Here is an 18894-nt window from a genome sequence, read left to right on the forward strand (position 1 = left end):
ATGTGTTAGCGGCGCTGACGCATGGCGAGCGCGACGCCCGACAGCGTCAGCGCCATCGCAATTGCTTCGCGTGCGCCGAGCGGTTCGCCCAGCGTGAGCGCTGCGGCGACGATGCCCATGACCGGCACGAGCAGCATGCCGATGGAAGCGACCTCGGCGGGCAGTCGGCGCAGGGTTGCAAACCAGGCCAGATAGCATGCGCCCATCGGTACGAGGCTCATGTAGATCATGACGGCCCAGCCATCGAGCTTCAGTGCCGCGAACGAGGGATGCTCGAGCAGTGCGCCGAGCAGGACCATCGGCACGCAGCCGATGCCGACTTGCCAGGCCACCAGCGTGATCGGGGCGACGGGCATCGGTCCATGCGTGATGACAGTGCCGAGCGCGAACAACACGGCGGCCGCCAGCGCAAAAGCGATGCCGGCAAGTTTGCCGCCATCGAAGGAGAGGCCGTGCGCTGAAAGCAGGACGATCACGCCGGCCAGGCCTAGAGCGAGGGCGCAAAACCCGGCGAAGGAGGGCTTGCGCTTCGAGATGGGCCACGCGAGCAGCATGGCCCAGATTGGCATGGTGTAGACGAGCAAGGCGCCTTCGCTCACGGAAAGCCATTTCATCGACAGCGTGGCGAAACCCATCCAGGCAAAGACATTGATTGCGGATGCGAGGAGCAGGCGTGGAACGTGTGCACGCGGCACGCGAAGGTTCTCTCCGGCAAAGACGGCGATCAACCCCAACAGGACGGCCGCCGTCACGCCGGCGACGCCGCGCGAGAAGAGCGGCGGCCACTCGCGCAGCAGGATCTTCATGGCGGGCCAGTTCAGCGCCCAGCCGATGGCGGTGACGAAGAGATAGATGAACCCCGTGAGACGAGCAGGCATGGAACGCGGGTTGTGTTGCCAGAGATGAGTGGGGATCGATCATACAGGCATGGTTTGCATGCAAAACACCTAATGCAAAGAACCATTCGGCTCAGGGGAAAATTTTAGAAAACGATTAACTCTTTTGCCGAATTCGATGCGGATCCCGTTTTATGTCGTGTCAGGCCGTTCTATCGTGCGACCTAGGGCAAACACCAGGATGGTCAGCCAAGCTCGAAACGACTATTCTTGATAAAACGTTTTCCAAACGGCTGTATGGGTCATTGACCGGAGCTTCCGGATAAGCCGCCCACGGCGCTCGTCGCCGCATCCACGCAACAAAGAACGCGGCACGACGAGCGCCGCCGCGTCCGGAGACTTTCATGAACACTGTCGTTGCCGGCGTCGTACGAACCGCCAGCCGTTATCGCTGGACCGTGTGCGCGCTGCTTTTCTTCGCCACGGTTATCAACTACATGGACCGGCAGATCCTCGGCCTGCTGGCGCCGATGCTTCAGCACGACATCGGCTGGACACAGGTGCAGTACGGCCGCATCGTCATTGCGTTCTCGGCGTTTTATGCCATCGGTCTGCTGTGTTTCGGGCGGATCGTCGACTGGCTCGGCACACGCATCTCCTACGCGGCCGCGATGTTCATCTGGAGTATCGCGGCGATGCTGCATGCGGCCGTCGGTTCGGTCATGGGCTTCGCGATGGTTCGCGCGTTGCTCGGCATCGGCGAAGGCGGTAATTTCCCGGCTGCGATCAAGACCACGGCCGAGTGGTTCCCGCGTCGCGAGCGTGCACTTGCCACCGGCATTTTTAATTCTGGCGCAAACATCGGCGCGGTCTTTGCGCCTGCGCTCATTCCTGCGCTTGCGGTGGCCTTCGGCTGGCGCTCGGCGTTCGTGCTGGTGGGGGCCGTCGGCCTCGTGTGGCTGGTGGTGTGGTTCGTGATGTATCGCGAGCCGGACGGCAGTGCGCACGACGACGAACTCGCCGACGAAGGCGACGAGGCCAAGATCGCCGACGCCGCGAATGTGAAGGCCGGCGCACCGGGCTTCAAGGAACTCATCCGGAAGCGCGAAACGTGGGCGTTCATCGTCGGCAAGTTCCTGACGGACCCGGTGTGGTGGTTCTATCTGTTCTGGCTGCCGAAGTGGCTCAATGAATCGCGTGGCATGGACATGCAGCACATTGGCCTGCCGCTCGTCGTGATCTACGCGATCACCACAGTGGGCAGTATCGGCGGCGGCTGGATCTCGTCGGCGCTGCTGCGCTCGGGCTGGACCGTGAATGCGGCGCGCAAGACCGCGATGCTGATCTGCGCCTGCGCGGTACTGCCCATCGCGTTTGTCTCGCAAGCGGAGAACCTGTGGGTCGCGGTGGCGATCGTCGGTCTCGCGGCGGCGGCGCACCAGGGCTGGTCGGCGAATCTGTTCACGACGGCATCGGACCTGTTCCCGCGGCGCGCGGTGGGTGCGGTGGTCGGTATCGGCGGCATGGCGGGTTCGATCGGCGGCGTGCTGTTCTCGGAAGTGATCGGTCAGGTGTTGCAGCGCACGGGCCACTACTGGGTCCTGTTCGCGATCGGCGCGTCGGCTTATCTGATTGCGTTCGCAATCATGCACGTGCTGACGCCGAAGATGACGCCGGCGAGGCTTGCGGGTTGAGTCTGCGGGACGGCGCGCACGTCGCGCGTCGTGGATCAGGTCGCGGCAGCCGTGGATTCACGCACGATGAGCCGCGGCTCGAACATGGAATTGCCTGGATCGGGATGTCCCGCGAGGGCGTCGATGAGTTTTTGCATGGCCAGTTCGCCCATCTTCTCGCTCTGGATGTCTACGGTGGTGAGGCCGGGCGCGGCATAGGCGCCGTACGGAACGTTGTCGATGCCGGTAACGGAAACATCATGCGGCACCCGTATGCCGAGTGTCGCGGCTTCCTTCATGAAGCCGAGCGCGATCAGGTCGTTGTAGCAGATCACCGCCTGCGGCCGCTTCGGTCCGAGCATCACGCGCGAGCACGCCTGTTCGCCCGCGACGGAAGTCGGCGCATGCGCTTCGTAGACATCGAGTTCGAGGCCCGCTTCGGCGAGGCAATCGCGAGCTCCGCGGATGCGCTCATCGTTGATGCGCGCATGCTCGAAGCCCAGGTAGGCGATGCGCCGATGTCCCAGGTCGAGCAAATGGCGCGTGAGCATGTAGGTAGCAAGGCGGCTGTTGATGCCGACGCTCGGAATCGGCAACTCGGCGTTGCGCAGAAGTACGACGGGCTTGTCGAGTTCGAGCATCCAGTGCGCGTCTTCATCGGGCAGGCGCGAACTGACGAGCAGGCCGTCCACGCGTTGCGCGAGCGCTTCGATGAGGGGTCGTTCGCGCGCCTGGTTCTCGTCGATGTCGACGAGCAGCAGCGTGTAGTCGTGACGCAGCGCGATACGGTTGGCGCCCTTGACGACGTGGGTGAAGTGCGGATTGCTGATGTCGAGAATGGTCAGTCCGATGGTGCGGGTCTTGCCGGTGATCATCGAGCGTGCAAGCGGGTTGGAGCGATAGCCGAGCGTTTCGATCGCCTCCTTGAGCCGCGCTTCCACCGGCGCCGAGAATCGTTGCGCGCCATTGATGTATTTGGAAACCGTTGCGACGGACACGCCCGCTGCGGCAGCAACGTCGCGAATGGTCGAGGAATTTTTTTTCATTCGGAGGGTAACGTTTTCGCGGAATTCACGAATTGTCGCAGAAAATCGGGAAACAATGAGAACGCATTTTGCTTTTTGCATGCAGCGTTTTGCATGCAACCCGAACCTGACTGCGCTTCCTGGCGTATCCGTCGAACCGAAAACGTTTTCTTCCTTTTTGCTTTCAACGCAGTGCAACGTATTCCACAGGAGTTTCGATGAATCAGCCAACGGCAGCGGGCAAACCGTTCAAGCGTCTGCTTCTCACCGGCGCGGCCGGCAACCTGGGCCGGCAACTGCGCGGTGCACTCTCGCAGTGGGCCGACGTGGTGAGACTCTCGGACATTGCGCCTCTCGATGACGCCGCACGGCATGAAGAAACGAGCGCCGTCGATCTCGCTGATATCGGCAAGGTGATGCAACTTGTCGAAGGCGTGGACGCGATCGTGCACCTGGGCGGTATCTCCATCGACGCCCCGTTCGATGACCTGATCGAAGCCAACATTCGCGGTACCTACAACATCTATGAAGCAGCGCGTCGCCATGGTGTGAAGCGCGTGGTGTTCGCGAGTTCGAATCATGCGATCGGCTTTCATCCCGTCACGGAAGTGCTCGACGCCGATTCACAGCAGCGCCCGGACAGTCTCTATGGCGTGACGAAATGCTTCGGCGAATCGCTGTCGCGCTACTACTTCGATCGCTTCGGCATCGAAACCGTATGCCTGCGCATCGGCTCGTCGTTCGATGAACCGAAGAACCCGCGCATGCTGGTCACTTATCTGAGCTTTCGCGACTTCATCGAACTCGTACGGTGCTCGCTGTTCACGAATCGCGTGGGGCATACGGTCGTATATGGGGCATCGGACAATCCGGTTAAGTGGTGGGACAACTCGAAAGCGGGGTTCCTGGGATTCAATCCGCAAGATAGCTCGGCGCAGTTCAACGGCTTGTTCCCACCGAAGGCGCCGACCGCCGATCACGACGATCCCGCACAACGCTTCCAGGGTGGGCAGTTTGTCATCGGCGAGCCGATGGAGCGCAAGCGATGAGTGGCGCCGTGCGCGTGGAACGTCTCGATGCGGCGGGCGTCGCGACGGTCGGCGAATGTCCGGTCTGGCGCGCGAAAGAGGGCGCGCTGTACTGGGTCGACATTCCGGCACGACGCATTGTCCGACTCGCGCTCGAGAGCGGACAGCGCTCGGAATGGACGTTCAAGGAACAGGTCGCGTGTTTTGCATTCGATGCGGCCGGACAGGTCGTCGCCGGCATGGAGAGCGGCGTCTTTGCCGTAACGCTGCGCGACGGCGGCGATGTCTGCGCTGCGAAGCTTGCCGCGCCCTCGTTCGCCGCTACGGGCATGCGCTACAACGATGGCCGCTGTGACAGGCAGGGTCGTTTCTGGGCGGGAACGATGGTGCAGGACATGGCGCTCGCGAGCGCGGCGGGCGCGCTATACCGGTTCGATCAGCATGGCGTCCTGTCCGACCCGCTTGTCGAGGGTTTGATCACGCAGAACGGACTGGCCTGGTCGCCCGACGGCAGGACCATGTATCTGTCGGACTCTCATCCGCAACGCCGCCTCATCTGGGCGTTCGACTTCGACGTGGACAGCGGCACGCCCGCCGCACGGCGCGTGTTCGCCGACCTGCATCATCACGCGGGTCGTCCAGACGGCGCAGCGGTCGATGCGGACGGTTGTTACTGGACATGCGCGAACGATGCCGCGCGCCTGTTGCGTTTTACGCCGCAAGGCAAGCTGGACCGCGACATCGCGTTGCCGGCCAGCAAGCCTTCCATGTGCGCGTTCGGCGGCAGCGACTTCTCGACGCTGTTCGTCACGACCATTCGCCCGTCTGCAAACGCAACTGACGACGACGGTCATGTGTTCGCTCTGCATCCCGGCGTGCAAGGATTACCGGAACCGGAATATGCCGGAATGTTACCGGTCGCATGACAGCACGAATTGGAACGCTCCGTTCACATTTTCTTCGATACGAATCGTTGCAAATGCTGGGATGCGAGGCGGTTCGGCACCGGATTGGCGCATGACGTGTCGGTTGTCGGACGGGCTTCGGAACCGATACCAAGGCTAAACACCAATGCTGTAGTTCCTCCTTAAAGAGTAGGCTCCGCAGGTATCCAAAAGTACCCGCGATCTAGCGATTCTTCTATCCGGAGGAGACATAGATGGACCTTGAAGCCCGCACCATGAAGCGCGTGATGGTTCGCCTCGTGCCGTTCCTGATCTTGTGTTACTTCATAGCCTATCTGGACCGTGTCAACGTCGGCTTTGCCGCCTTGCAGATGAACAAGGCGCTCGGCTTCACGGCGAGCATGTTCGGCTTCGGCGCCGGTATTTTCTTCATCGCGTATTTCTTTTTCGAGGTTCCGTCGAACCTCTTGCTCGAACGATTCGGCGCGCGCCGCTGGATTGCGCGAATCATGTTCACCTGGGGCATTCTCGCCGCCGCGATGGCATACATACCCCACATCGCGCAGGCAACGGGTCTGTCCAACGCCTACGTGTTCTATGGCCTTCGGATCCTGCTCGGCATCGCCGAAGCGGGCTTCTTTCCCGGCATCATCTTCTTGCTGACGCTATGGTTTCCGGCCAAGTACCGGGGACGCGTCGTCGGCTATTTCATGGCGGCGATTCCACTCTCGACTGTGATCGGCGGTCCGATTTCCGGTGCGCTGCTGCAGATGGACGGGCTAGGCGGGATGCAAGGATGGCAGTGGCTTTATTTGATCGAAGCCATTCCGGCGCTGCTGCTTGCATTCGTCGTGTACTTCTACCTGACCGACAAGCCCAAGGATGCGCACTGGCTCGCGGATGACGAGCGCAACTGGCTGGTCGAGCGTCAGGCCCACGAGCGTGCGCATCGCGAATCGGTGCATGCGTTCAGCGTCAAGGAAGCGATCTTCAATCCCCGCGTGCTGGCGATCGCGCTGATCTACTTCGGCGCCAATGCCACCAACTACGGCCTGAGCTTCTTCCTGCCGCAGATCGTCAAGGCGTTTGGGCTCACCAATCTGCAAACGGGCTTTGTGACGTCGCTGCCGTATGCGGTGGGTGTCGTCAGCATGGTCTTGTGGGGACGTCATTCCGACCGCAAGCTCGAGCGCCGCTGGCATGTGGCGATCGCGTTGATGGTTGCAGCCGGCGGCATCGCTGTCTCGGCCGGACTCGACGATCCGGTCATGAAGATGATCGCGCTGTCGATCGCAGGCTTCGGCATCTTCGGCTGCTTGCCGGTGATCTGGACCTTGCCTGCATCGTTTCTGTCAGGCGCCGCCGCCGCCGGGGGTATCGCCGCAATCAATTCGCTCGGCAATCTTGCCGGCTTCTTCGGTCCCTACGCAATGGGCTGGATCAAGGACAGCACGGGCGGCTTCGGCGCGGGCTTGCTGTGCCTCTCAGGGGCCGGCATGGTTGGCGTAGCGGCGGTTCTGTTGCTGCACCATGATTCGGCACTGGAGAGTATCTCGGGCGCGCATGACGTCAACGATGCGGAGCCCAAGCTCGCGCGCTAAGCGAGTGTGAGTGCTGCTACGGACAAGGGACCGCGCAGAAAATGCGGTCCCTTTGCATTTTTAATTTTGCATCAGGAATTCAATCGCTCGATGTTTGCGCGCGGCGCAGGCGCTCCCGGCTGTTGATGAGATGAAGACGCATCGCCGTGCGGGCGGAATCGGCGTCGCCGCGCTCGATTGCATCGGCGATCTGCTCGTGCTCCCGATTCACCCGCGTCAGATATTCGGCGTGGCGCTCAGGCGGGATAGGCGTCGCGGTGAGGCGCGTGCGAGGAATCATTCGCGCGCCGAGATGCGCCATGATCTCCACAAAATAACGGTTGCCGGTGGCCTGCGCGATTTCCATGTGAAAGCGCAGATCCGGTGCGACGGTGTCGGCCTTCCGATCGACGTTCCGTGCAAAGTCGGCGAGAGCGGAGCGCATGGCTGTCAGGCGCGCCGCATTGCATCGCAGGGCCGCCAGTCCCGCGCTCTCGGTTTCCAGGCTGATACGCAACTCGAGTATGGCAAGGGCATCGAGGGAGCCGGGGACATCGGCGGGATCGATCTGCAGGAGCGGCGGTGCAGCGGTTTCGCAGATGAACGTGCCGATGCCATGGCGCGTTTCCACCCGTCCTTCCGCCTGCAGGCGCGACAGCGCCTCCCGTACCACGGTGCGGCTCACGCCGAAGTGCTGCACCATTTCTGCCTCGGTAGGGAGGCGGGCGCCCGGCTTCAGTTCGCTCGCATCGATCTGTGCGCGCACCGCATCCACCATGCGCAGCGTGAGGCTTCGGCGCGTGCCGGATGCGCTGTTCGACACACTCGATGATGCATGAGCCGAAGAGAAGGACTCCGCGTGATTGTGAGGATCGGGCGATTGCGTCACGGCGTTCTCGTTGGAATGGGTTTTACACACATTGACAAATCGGTTGACAAATGATGATATGCGTCATGAGGTGATATGACAACGTACAAGAAGATGCGTGCAGGGTAATCCCTAGCCGAATCTCGCAGGAGACATGATTCGATGGAACAACGAAACAACGCGTCGTCACGCGAGCATTCCGCTCGTTTGGAAAGACTGCTGCTCACCGGCGCCGCCGGCGGTATCGGTCAGGCCATCAGGCATCGGGTGGCCGACTTTGCGCGCCACGTACGCATTTCGGACCTCCCTGGCGTACTCGGCAGCGAGTCCGCGCCGCACGAAGAGATCGTGCCTTGCGACCTTGCGGATCGTGAGGCCGTCGACGCACTGGCAGCAGAGTGCGACGCGGTCATCCATCTCGGCGGCGTATCGGTTGAGCGCCCGTTCGAGGAAGTGCTCGAAGCCAACATCAAGGGCGTGTTCAATCTCTACGAGGCCGCGCGTCGCCAGGGCGTGAAGCGAATCGTGTTCGCCAGCTCGAATCACGTCACGGGTTTCTACCGCCAGGACGAAATCATCGATGCCACGGCACGCAAGCGTCCTGATGGCTACTACGGCCTGTCCAAGTCCTTCGGCGAGGACATGGCGCAGTTGTACTTCGACCGCTACGACATCGAGACCGTGAGCATCCGCATCGGCTCGGTTTTTCCGGAGCCCAAGGATCGTCGCATGATGGCGAGCTGGATGAGCCACGACGATTTCCACGACCTGTTGCGCCGCAGTCTGTTCACGCCCGACGTCGGCCACACGATTGTCTTCGGGATGTCCGCCAATGCGCACACATGGTGGGACAACCGGTGCGCTGCGCATCTCGGCTTCGTGCCGCATGACTCATCGGAACCGTTCCGCGAGAAAGTCGAAGGCACACCGCCGCCCCTGCCGACCGATCCGGTCGCTGTCCTGCAGGGCGGCGCCTTCACGACGATCGGGCCGTTCGACCCGGTTTAATGCATGCAACATTCATTATCACGAATCGTAGTATGTCGTCATACATCCAGCGCAGGATCGAATCAGCGGCGCATGAGCCGTCCTGGCGAATAGAGCGCCAAACCTGACAGGGACACCGCCCCATGTTTTCACTCGATTTTTCCCCCCTGTGGCCTTACTGGCCGACGTTCCTGCTAGGGGCGTGGCTCACGCTCAAGATGACGTGCGTCGCGGTCTTCTTCGGCCTGATCGTAGGGATGCTCGTTGCATTCGCGAAGCGCGCCCGCGTGCCGGTGCTGACGCGCCTCTGCATCATCTATATCGAGGTGGTGCGTAACACGCCGTTCCTCGTGCAGATCTTTCTTCTTTATTTCGGGCTGGCGAGTATCGGCTTGCGCATGCCGACCTTCGCGGCCGCCGCGCTTGCGATGACGATCAACATCGGCGCCTATGCGGCCGAGATCATTCGCGCGGGTCTGGAATCCGTGCCGCGTGGACAGATCGAGGCGGCGGAATGCCTGGGCTTGCCGAAATGGCGCATCGGCTGGCATGTGATGTTGCAGCCATCGATCGAGAAGGTCTATCCAGCGCTGACGAGCCAGTTCCTGCTGATGATGCAGGCGTCCGCCATTGCATCGCAGATCTCCGCGGAAGAACTCACGGCCGTCGCCAACACCGTGCAGTCCGATACCTTCCGTTCGCTTGAAACCTATATCGTGGTCGCGGGCCTGTATCTCGTGCTGTCGCTGATCATCAAGCTGATCGCGTGGCAGGTCGGCGAGCATCTCTTCAAGCGTCGCCGCGCGATCCGTCTGGCAGCGAAGCGGGCCGGCAAGGCGCCGCCCGATCCGCAACGGATCGATACGGTGATTCCCGGGGGTGCGGCATGAGCGGCGGATTCACGGCCGCGCACCTGGCCTATCTGGTGCAATCGATCGGCTGGACCGTGGTGTTGTCGCTGCTCGCGTTCGTGCTGGGCGGCATCGGCGGCTTCGTCGTGATGCTCGCGCGCATCTCGCCGCGTACATGGCTGTCGCGCGTGGCGCTTATTTATATCGAAGCCATTCAGGGCATCCCGCTGCTGATCCTGTTGTTCATCGTGTATTTCGGCCTGTCCGTGTATGGCTATCAGGTGCCCGCGCTGATCGCGGCGGGCCTGGCCCTGATGGTGTATTCGAGCGCCTATCTCGGCGACATCTGGCGCGGCTGTATCGAGGCGATGCCCAAGCCGCAATGGGAAGCCTCGGAGTGCCTGTCGCTGTCGCGCTGGCAGACCTTGCGGCTCGTGATCATTCCGCAAGCCATGCGCCTTGCGTTGCCGCCCACCGTCGGCTTCCTCGTGCAGTTGATCAAGATGACTTCGCTCGCTTCAGTGATCGGCTTCATCGAACTGACGCGCGCCGGCCAGATCATCAACAACTCGATCTTCCAGCCGTTCCTCATCTTCGGCCTGGTAGGCGTTTTTTATTTCGTTCTGTGCTATCCGCTTTCGCGCTGGAGCCAATCGATGGAGAACAAGCTCAATGTCAGCAATCGTTAAGGTCGACGATATTCACAAGAGCTTCGGCTCCAATCATGTGCTCAAGGGGGTGTCCTTCGAAGTCAACAAGGGCGAGATGATTGCTGTGATCGGCGCGAGTGGCTCGGGCAAGAGCACAGCGTTGCGATGCATTGACCGGCTGGAAACTGTCGATCAAGGTCAGATCGAGGTATGCGGCATACGTGTGGACGATCCGAAGGTGGATCTTCATCATCTGCGCCGCGAAGTGGGCATCGTATTCCAGAGCTATAACCTCTTCCCGCATCTGACGGTGGAAGAAAACATCATGCTCGCCTTGCGTCACGTGAAGAAGATGTCCCGCGACGAGGCACGGCGCATCGCGTTGAATGTACTGGAGCAGGTTGGGCTCGGGCAGAAGGCGGACGCCTATCCCGAACAGCTGTCCGGCGGGCAGCAGCAACGCGTTGCGATTGCGCGCTCTCTGGCGATGTCGCCGAAGGTGATGCTGTTCGACGAAGTGACATCGGCGCTCGATCCGCAACTTACAGGCGAAGTCCTTCGCGTCATGGAAGATCTGGCCGCGGACGGCATGACCATGTTGCTGGTCACGCATGAAATGGCCTTTGCCAAGCGCGTGGCGGACCGCATCATTTATATGCATCAGGGGAAAGTCTGGGAAGTCGGCGACGGCAGCATGCTTGATTCGCCGCAGACGCCGGAGCTGCGCGCCTTTCTCGATAACGGCTTGTGATGCCTGCTGCATGCACGCACACACGCATTCGATTCACGCATCAATCCACGCAACAACCATAACGACGGAGACGTAACTTGAAAGCCAAGACAATCTTTGCACGCGCGGCCCTTGCCACGCTGATGCTGGCAGGCGCGATGCACAGCGCCATGGCCGACCAGCTCGACGACATCAAGAAGGCCGGCGTCGTGCGCGTCGCCATTGCCATGGGCACGCCGCTCTTCAGCTATGCCGACGAGAACCTGAAGCCCGCGGGTTCGGACGTGGATACGGCAGCCGCGCTCGCGAAGGACCTCGGCGTGAAACTCGAACTGGTGCAGATCACCAATGCAGCGCGCATCCCGACGCTGCAAGCCAAGCGGGCGGACCTCGTGATCGCCGACTTGTCGATTACTCCGGAACGCGCGAAGGTGGTCGACTTCTCGACGCCTTATGCGGTGATCACGATCATCGTCGGCGGCTTGAAATCGATCAAGGTGAAGGACTACGCCGATCTCGACGGCAAGACCATCGGTCTCACGCGCGCAACCGTGAACGACACGCTCACGACACAACAGGCGAAGGGCGCGCAGATCCAGCGGTATGAAGACGACGCAACGCTCATCACCTCGATGGTGACGGGGCAGATCGACGTGTTCTCGAGCACGCCGTCGAACCTGCAGGAAATGCAGCATCGCGCGCCCCAGCGCAACATCGAGATGAAGTTCGAGCAGAAGAATTTCGATCTCGGCATCGCGATGAGCAAGGATCAGCCGCGTCTGAAGGAGTGGGTGAACAACTGGGTTGGCACGAACATGAAGAACGGCAACCTGAACACGATCTACAAGAAGTATCACGGCCGCGATCTGCCGGACAACGTTCGAAAGGGCGCCTGACGCACAGCGTCGCGGTAGTCTGAAGGTCCGCTTGGGCCATGAAGAAGGGCGGATAGCGCGGGGCGATAAGTCTCGACGTTATTCGCCTTTTTTACATTTTGCATGCAGAAGGCAATCGGGCATTACGTATTCAAAATGCCGGATTCACGGTTCTTTTCGATCGTCGAGCAAGGTCCGCTCTCGCTTTGAAGTACGTTGGGCAAGGTACAAGACAGTATTCACAGACCGGGCATACACTTGCGTCTGCATTTTGCATCGTGCATTCAAAGAACCGTCGCTTGTGCCTGGTGCGCCATGCGCAACGCCTCGTGTCTTTCGCTCTCGGGCTGCACGACTGCGCCATCTCCCGGAATACTTTTGCACGCTAGGAGCTCAACATGGCCACCAAAACGATTGCCGATTACCTTGCAAGGACGCTTGCCGCAGCCGGCGTCGAGCGAATCTGGGGCGTCACGGGCGACAGCCTCAACGGACTGGCCTTCAGCCTGGATCGCGTCGGTTCGATCCGCTGGATGCATACGCGGCACGAGGAAGCCGCCGCGTTCGCAGCCGGGGCCGACGCCGCGACGACCGGCAAGCTGGCCGTCTGCGCGGGCAGTTGCGGGCCGGGTAATCTTCATTTGATCAACGGGCTCTACGACTGTCACCGCAACCATCAGCCGGTGCTCGCCATTGCCGCACACATCCCATCGACGGAAATCGGCCTCAACTACTTTCAGGAAACGCACCCGCAGGAGCTATTCAGAGAGTGCAGCCATTTCGTCGAACTCGTGTCAAACGCATCGCAGTTTCCGCGCGTGCTCGAACGAGCGATGCGCGCGGCACTGGACCAACGCGGCGTCGCGGTGATCGTGCTGCCCGGCGATGTCGCGTTGAGCGAGGGCCCGGATATCGAGCCTCGCTGGACGGCGAGCGCACCGGGCGCGATCGTTCCTTCCGACGTCGAACTCGACAAGCTGGCGGGCCTCCTGAACGGGTGCGAGGCGGTGACGATCATGTGCGGCAGCGGCGTCGCAGGATCGCACGATGAAGTGGTGACCCTGGCTGACACGCTCGGTGCGCCTGTCGTGCATGCGCTGCGCGGCAAGCAGTTCATCGAGTATGACAATCCATTCGATGTCGGCATGACGGGTCTCATCGGCTTCAGCTCCGGCTATCACGCGATGATGAACTGCGACACGCTGCTCCTGCTCGGCTGCGACTTTCCTTATCGTCCGTTCTATCCGCCGAACGCGAAGATCGTCCAGATCGACTGGCGCGGCTCGCAACTGGGGCGTCGGGCGCAGCTGGAGATGGGCATGGTCGGCACCGTCAAGGAAACGCTCACGGCGCTGCTGCCGAAACTCAGGCGCAAGGACGAACGACGCTTTCTCGACAACGCGCTCAAGCACTATGCAAGCGCCCGCAAGGGACTCGACGATCTCGCGACGCCTTCCGCGCCAGGGCGGCCGATTCATCCGCAGTATCTGACCAAGCTGATCGACGACCTCGCAGCCGATGACGCCATCTTCACCGCCGATGTCGGCACGCCGACGCTGTGGGCTGCGCGCTATCTGACGATGAATGGCAAGCGCCAGTTGCACGGCTCGTTCAACCACGGCTCCATGGCCAATGCAATGCCGCAGGCGCTCGGTGCGCAGGCGGCGCATCCGCAGCGTCAGGTCGTGTCCCTGTCGGGCGATGGCGGTCTGGCCATGCTGCTCGGCGATCTGCTGAGCGCCGTGCAACTCGAGTTGCCGATCAAGGTCGTCGTGTTCAACAACAGCCTGCTCGGATTCGTATCGCTGGAACTGAAAGCGGCGGGCTACGTCGATACGAACGTGGATCTCAGCAAGACCGATTTTTCGCAGATCGCCAAGGGCGCGGGGATCTGGTCAGTGCGCGTCGAGGAGTCGGAGCAACTCGAGGGTGCGTTGCGCGACGCGTTTGCGCATCAGGGGCCCGCGGTCGTGGATGTGGTGACGTCCAAGCACGAGCTTTCGCTTCCGCCCGCCATCGAGCTCTCGCAGGCGAAGGGTTTCAGCCTCTATATGCTGCGAGCCATCCTGAGCGGCCGCGGCGACGAGATCATCGAGCTGGCGCGCACCAATCTTCGTTGAACCCGGGCGACGAGCGTGCGCCCGGCTTGAGATATCCGCGTGAAAGCGAGCGTGACCCGTGGTCAGAAGCGATACGTGACGCCCACCTTCACGATCGGGAAGAAGCGCAGCTTGTCGGCCTTGTTCTGCAGATCCTGTTTCTCCGCATCGACGTTTGCCTGTCCTGCTTCAGCGACGATATCCGCGGGCACGTCGAAGTCGATGCGCGGGCGGCCGTACGCGACGCCTGCATCGAAGAATGCCGAGAAGCCCTTTTGCGCAACCGGCGTATGGCCGAAACCAATGCCGATATAAGGACGGACCGTCGGGAAGCGCGCCTTCGCATGAATGCTCTGCCCGAGTGTCGAGTACTGCACGCCATTGATCGTGTAGGTGCCGCTCATGCTGGTCGCAGTGGCATCGACGTTATCGCCGCCGACGAGCGCGCCGGCCGTAATACGAAAACCAACCGTGTCAGGCGCCGGAAAAAAATCGAAATACAAGCCGCCGTGATAGATGCTCGCCGTTCCGTCGTAGTGCAGGCCGCCGGCGTTGAAGCTATGCGAAAAACGGAATCCGTTGAACTCGGCGCGTACGTTGTCGCGGGTGCCGAGCGGCTCGGAGTAGCCAAGGCCAACACCTTCGGTGCCGATCTGGCCATAGATTTCACGAGCGTGCGCGAGCGGCGCGGCGAGGGCGGCGAGCGCGCCGGCGAGGGCCGCAAGCGCGGCCAACGATGTTTTCATTGCAAAAAAATTCCAGGGATGGATTGGACGGAAGGGCGTCCTGGCGAAAGCGGCGGGGGGTGCCGGCTGGTGCGAGAGGGCCATGCGCGATGAGCTTGCATCGCGGATAGTTCCGATAACGGAAACGTTTGGCGAATTCTTTAGACGAAAAAAAGCGGCTCTGAGGCCGCCTTTCTCGCAACCGGTATTTTCGACTTATTGCTTTTTCTTGGCGCTCTCGGCACGGAACGCGGCTTCGCCTGCGTCCGACACTTCGACCCATTTCCTGTCCGGCTGGGCATCCGCTACGTAGCTGTCATGCCAGTTCCACCATTTATAGGTGGGCGTCTGCGGATAACCTTCGGGCGAGTCTTCCCAGAGTTCCTGCCGGCCCAACGGCGTGATGTCGAGATAGTTCCACGTATTGCCCATCTGCTCATCGCCGCGATTGTTGATGAAGTAGGTTCGATACAGGCTATCGCCGTCACGGAAGAAGACATTCGTGCCGTGCCATTCATCCACGGCGAAGTCCTTGTCGAACTGATCCGTGATGGTGACCCATGGTATGTCCCAGCCCATGCGTTGCTTCAGTCCTGCAATGTCTTCCTGCGGCGCACGCGATGCGAACACCAGCGTCGTGTCGCGCGCATTCAGGTGTGCAGGGTGCGCGACCTGGTCCGCGACCATCGAACAGCCGCGACAGGCATGCTCGGGCCAGCCGAACACACCCGGCTCGAAGAACGCGCGATAGACGATCAATTGACGCCGTCCATCGAAGAGATCGAGCAGGCTCAGCGTGCCGCCTGGGCCTTCGAACCGGTAATCCCCTTCTACCGCCATCCAGGGCATGCGGCGACGCTCGGCGGCAAGCGCATCGCGTGCTCGAGTGTGTTCCTTTTCCTTCACGAGCAGTTGCGCGCGCGCAGCCTCCCATTCAGCCGGTGAGACAACCGCCGGCGTTTGCATGGCCGGTTGCGGGCCGTTCCCTGCTGTTTCGTCCGATGCAGTCATGACTTGCGTCTCCTCCTGAACAAGAACGTGAGCGTTGCGCCAGTGTGAGGCTGCCAAGCGCGCTTCGGGAGTAACAAGTGTGACGCCATTTGCATCGGACCGTCTGGAGCAACGCCGTGCGTACGTTCACGCAGCGGCTGGCCGGCATGCGCCGAGCCCGCGCCAGTAAGTGATGAAGCGCCCTCCGAACATACCCGCGACGAGTCCCGATATGGCCGCATCAAGCGACGCATAGTGGATGAGCGAGGTGGCAAGCATCGTCGTGGCCATTTCGAAGCCGATCCAGAACTTGGCGATGAAGATGGCGGAGATCAGCAGAAGCGGAACGAAGGACCCCGGCAACATCACGGTGCGCGCAATGGGATCGACGATGAAACGTGTGCGGCTCGCGGTGAACATGCCGCCCGCGATGCCGGCTCCGACACCGATGATCCACGCCAGGACGGCGCTCCAGCCGGCGAACGGGTCCGACATCAGATGCGCGATACCCAGGCCGGCGAAGATCAGCGGCACCACGGCCAGTTTCGAGAGCGGCGCGGTGTTGGTCTGCAAGGCCTTGATTCCGCGATACAGAAGAAATGCGAGCAGCACCCAGACCCAGGTCGGTGTGCCCTGAAGGATTGCGATTGGCGACATGACGATCTCCTTTTGTTGTGATCACCGGACGACTCATGGGGCTGGCATTCCCGCTATGAGTCTTCGTTCTTGCGCAGCATGAAGAAAATGAATTAGCGCGAAATTAAAAAGTGGAACGGCACGCATCCGACGCAAGCGGCGCCAGAGTTAAGCGAATTCAGAATAGAGCCGTGCTGACAGGTAAAATGCGACGCCTGATTGATTTTTTTCTTGCCGCACCGCGCGCGATCCGCGCCTGACGGCACGGCGATCGGGCGCTCAGGCGCTCAAGCAGCCGCCCCACGAGGGCCATCATGCTGCGCATGGCCCCTTTTTTTCGCGAGATCGCACGATCGTTCCTGCGCAGCCGGTACACCCGGCGCCGCGGCAGCCACCGCGCTATTGCCAGGAAGGCACGACACGCGACCCATACGACTTTCGAGGATTGTTTTCATGCTTGCCCGCATCACCCGCCTTTTTCCGCTTTGGGCCGTGCTGGTTTCCATCGCCGCCTATGCCGCGCCTTCGTCCGTGACGGGTATCGCACCGCACGTCACGACGCTTCTGACCATCATCATGTTGTCGATGGGCGTCACGCTGTCCATCGACGATTTCCGGCGCGTGTTCACGCGTCCCGCGCCCGTCATTGCCGGCATCGTTCTGCATTACCTCGTCATGCCGCTCGCCGCCTGGGTGATCGCCAAGGCGCTGCGCATGCCGCCCGACCTGACGGCCGGCATGGTGCTGGTGGGCAGTGTCGCGAGCGGTACCGCGTCGAACGTGATGATCTATCTGGCGCGCGGCGATGTGGCGCTGTCCGTCACGATCAGCGCACTGTCGACGCTGGTCGGCGTGTTCGCCACGCCGCTGCTCACGCGCCTTTACGTCGATGCGTCCATCGTGGTCGACGTTCACGGCATGCTGATGAGCATCGTCCAGATCGTGGCGCTGCCCATCGTCGTCGGTCTCGTCGTCAATCATCTGTTCGGCAAGTTCGTGCGCAAGATCGAATGGGTCTTGCCGCTCGTGTCGATGGTGTCGATCCTGCTGATCATCGCGGCGGTCGTCGGCGGTACGCAGAAGAGCATCGCCTCGGTCGGCATGGTGGTTGCGCTGGGCGTGGTGCTGCACAACGGCATCGGGCTGCTCGGCGGTTACTGGGGCGGACGTCTGCTGGGTTTCGACGAGGCTGTCTGCCGTACGCTTGCAATCGAAGTCGGCATGCAGAATTCGGGTCTTGCCGCGACGCTCGGCAAGCTGTACTTCACGCCGATCGCCGCGCTCCCGGGCGCCTTGTTCTCGGTGTGGCACAACCTGTCAGGTTCGGTGTTGGCCGGCTACTGGGCCGGCCGTCCCGCCAAGGGTGCAACGCGGGATGAGGATGCCGATGCCGCCGTCGCGCGACATGGCTAAGTAAAAGCGGAACCTCTTGTTCCAGATAGAAGGCGTGCCGCGGGCACGCCTTTTTTTTCGACCGCACCTGGCGATCACCCTCCCAGCAGTTCCTTGATCTTCGCATCAGTCTCCGCATAACGACCTTCCCCATAGTGCCGGTACACGATCCTGCCGTTCTGGTCGATCAGATACAGCGCGGGCCAGTACTGATTGCCGTAGGCGTTCCACGTCGCATAGGCGTTGTCCTGCGCAACGGGAAAGTCAATGCCGTAGCGTTGAACCGCCTTCTTCAGGTTCCCGGTGTCGCGCTCGAAGCCGAATTCGGGCGTATGCACGCCCACGACCACGAGTCCCTTGTCGCGATAACGCGCATACCAGTCCTTCACATGCGGCAGCGTATGCGCGCAGTTGATGCAGTCGAAGGTCCAGAAATCGACCAGCACCACTTTCCCGCGCATGTTTTTCAGATCGAGCGGCGGACTGTTGAGCCAGTTATCGATGCCGGTGAAGTCCGGCGCCTGAACCGCCAGCTGCCGCGCCGGGTCCGGTTCGGACGAGGCACCCGTCGATGCGAAGGCTGTCAGCGCGGCCACCGCTCCGAAGGCGGCGATCATGGCGGCAGCGAAGGCGGCGATCTTGAGGCGATCGAACATGAGGTTTCTCCTTTCCGGTTGGCGTGGAGCGTATTGAAGCGCGTGGATGTATCGCGCGCTTGTCCCGGCGGAGGGCCTTCGGCATCGTTGTGTATCGCAGGCCATTACAGATACATGGCGATACACGAAGCGGGTTCGTTCCGCTAATCCGAGAGCGTCGTTGCAATAAAAGACCGAACGTTTTAGACCGGTCTTTTCCTGAACGCGACGCGCGGATCTCTGGCGCGAAACCCGCTTCGTGCGCGATTTCCACGCCCTTTCACCGCACGAAAAGTCATGCAGAAGGGCCCGTCTAGGTGCATTCCCTAGCGCTGCCGCATCAGACCTTCATCAATTTCACCCCATCAGGCACCGTTCCGCCGCGCTCCAACGCCCGCAAAGCCGCATC

Annotated in this window: 18 protein-coding genes; 11 read left to right on the forward strand and 7 right to left on the reverse strand. The window is 61.5% G+C overall.

Translation table 11 applies throughout. The annotated features are described in order from the left end of the window. Positions 1-5: 5 nt before the first annotated feature. Positions 6-878 carry a DMT family transporter gene (locus QCE88_RS25475; protein WP_309907532.1) on the reverse strand — a complete coding sequence of 291 codons (873 nt, stop codon included), beginning with the start codon at positions 876-878 and terminating at the stop codon, positions 6-8. A 362-nt stretch (positions 879-1240) separates the two neighbouring features. Between QCE88_RS25475 and QCE88_RS25480 the strand changes: the two genes are divergently transcribed. Next, positions 1241-2530, forward strand: coding sequence for an MFS transporter (locus QCE88_RS25480; protein WP_309907534.1), 1290 nt, complete (start codon positions 1241-1243; stop codon positions 2528-2530). A 35-nt stretch (positions 2531-2565) separates the two neighbouring features. Here the strand turns inward: QCE88_RS25480 and QCE88_RS25485 are convergent, their stop codons facing one another. Beyond that, on the reverse strand, positions 2566-3555 hold the full coding sequence (locus QCE88_RS25485) for a LacI family DNA-binding transcriptional regulator (RefSeq protein WP_309907536.1): 990 nt from the start codon (positions 3553-3555) through the stop codon (positions 2566-2568). 197 nt (positions 3556-3752) lie between these two features. Between QCE88_RS25485 and QCE88_RS25490 the strand changes: the two genes are divergently transcribed. The 3 genes from QCE88_RS25490 (at position 3753) to QCE88_RS25500 (ending at position 7068) form a co-directional block, all read left to right on the forward strand. Next, entirely contained in the window at positions 3753-4583 is an 831-nt protein-coding gene (locus tag QCE88_RS25490) for an NAD(P)-dependent oxidoreductase (RefSeq protein WP_309907538.1), read from the forward strand. Beyond that, positions 4580-5488 carry an SMP-30/gluconolactonase/LRE family protein gene (locus tag QCE88_RS25495; protein ID WP_309907541.1) on the forward strand — a complete coding sequence of 303 codons (909 nt, stop codon included), beginning with the start codon at positions 4580-4582 and terminating at the stop codon, positions 5486-5488. Before QCE88_RS25490 ends, QCE88_RS25495 begins: the two co-directional genes overlap by 4 nt. A gap of 233 nt (positions 5489-5721) precedes the next feature. Next, positions 5722-7068 carry an MFS transporter gene (locus QCE88_RS25500; protein WP_309907543.1) on the forward strand — a complete coding sequence of 449 codons (1347 nt, stop codon included), beginning with the start codon at positions 5722-5724 and terminating at the stop codon, positions 7066-7068. 79 nt (positions 7069-7147) lie between these two features. On the opposite strand, the gene QCE88_RS25505 is transcribed toward QCE88_RS25500, so the two are convergent. Then, a complete protein-coding gene (locus QCE88_RS25505) occupies positions 7148-7825 on the reverse strand; it encodes a FadR/GntR family transcriptional regulator (protein ID WP_309907545.1) in 678 nt (225 codons plus the stop codon). Positions 7826-8077: 252 nt separating this feature from the next. Between QCE88_RS25505 and QCE88_RS25510 the strand changes: the two genes are divergently transcribed. From QCE88_RS25510 to poxB, 6 genes are all read left to right on the forward strand, one after another. Next, complete coding sequence (locus QCE88_RS25510) at positions 8078-8923, forward strand: NAD(P)-dependent oxidoreductase (protein ID WP_309907547.1); 846 nt, start codon at positions 8078-8080, stop codon at positions 8921-8923. A gap of 122 nt (positions 8924-9045) precedes the next feature. Next, the gene (locus QCE88_RS25515) at positions 9046-9792 is read left to right on the forward strand and encodes an amino acid ABC transporter permease (RefSeq protein WP_309907549.1); all 747 of its coding nucleotides are present in this window, start codon (positions 9046-9048) and stop codon (positions 9790-9792) included. After that, on the forward strand, positions 9789-10442 hold the full coding sequence (locus tag QCE88_RS25520; protein WP_309907550.1) for an amino acid ABC transporter permease: 654 nt from the start codon (positions 9789-9791) through the stop codon (positions 10440-10442). The genes QCE88_RS25515 and QCE88_RS25520 overlap by 4 nt, the downstream gene beginning before the upstream one ends. Continuing rightward, complete coding sequence (locus tag QCE88_RS25525; RefSeq protein WP_309907552.1) at positions 10426-11154, forward strand: amino acid ABC transporter ATP-binding protein; 729 nt, start codon at positions 10426-10428, stop codon at positions 11152-11154. The genes QCE88_RS25520 and QCE88_RS25525 overlap by 17 nt, the downstream gene beginning before the upstream one ends. Positions 11155-11231: 77 nt before the next feature. Next, positions 11232-12029: a transporter substrate-binding domain-containing protein gene (locus QCE88_RS25530; RefSeq protein ID WP_309907555.1), complete on the forward strand. Its 798-nt coding sequence runs from the start codon at positions 11232-11234 to the stop codon at positions 12027-12029. A 377-nt stretch (positions 12030-12406) separates the two neighbouring features. Beyond that, complete coding sequence (gene poxB / locus QCE88_RS25535) at positions 12407-14128, forward strand: ubiquinone-dependent pyruvate dehydrogenase (RefSeq protein ID WP_309907557.1); 1722 nt, start codon at positions 12407-12409, stop codon at positions 14126-14128. Between the two features lie 62 nt (positions 14129-14190). On the opposite strand, the gene QCE88_RS25540 is transcribed toward poxB, so the two are convergent. The 3 genes from QCE88_RS25540 to QCE88_RS25550 form a co-directional block, all read right to left on the reverse strand. Continuing rightward, a complete protein-coding gene (locus QCE88_RS25540) occupies positions 14191-14853 on the reverse strand; it encodes a hypothetical protein (RefSeq protein WP_309907559.1) in 663 nt (220 codons plus the stop codon). 195 nt (positions 14854-15048) lie between these two features. Next, on the reverse strand, positions 15049-15843 hold the full coding sequence (locus QCE88_RS25545; protein WP_309907561.1) for a DUF899 domain-containing protein: 795 nt from the start codon (positions 15841-15843) through the stop codon (positions 15049-15051). 126 nt (positions 15844-15969) lie between these two features. Further along, on the reverse strand, positions 15970-16479 hold the full coding sequence (locus QCE88_RS25550) for a DUF6622 family protein (RefSeq protein WP_309907564.1): 510 nt from the start codon (positions 16477-16479) through the stop codon (positions 15970-15972). A gap of 432 nt (positions 16480-16911) precedes the next feature. Here QCE88_RS25550 and QCE88_RS25555 point away from each other — a divergent pair, with 432 nt between their 5' ends. Next, positions 16912-17871, forward strand: coding sequence for a bile acid:sodium symporter family protein (locus tag QCE88_RS25555; RefSeq protein WP_309907566.1), 960 nt, complete (start codon positions 16912-16914; stop codon positions 17869-17871). 74 nt (positions 17872-17945) lie between these two features. Here QCE88_RS25555 and QCE88_RS25560 read toward each other — a convergent pair whose 3' ends face one another. Further along, complete coding sequence (locus tag QCE88_RS25560) at positions 17946-18506, reverse strand: thioredoxin family protein (protein WP_309907568.1); 561 nt, start codon at positions 18504-18506, stop codon at positions 17946-17948. Positions 18507-18894: the final 388 nt, after the last annotated feature.

The sequence above is a fragment of the Caballeronia sp. LZ035 genome (assembly GCF_031451175.1).
Taxonomy (GTDB): domain Bacteria; phylum Pseudomonadota; class Gammaproteobacteria; order Burkholderiales; family Burkholderiaceae; genus Caballeronia.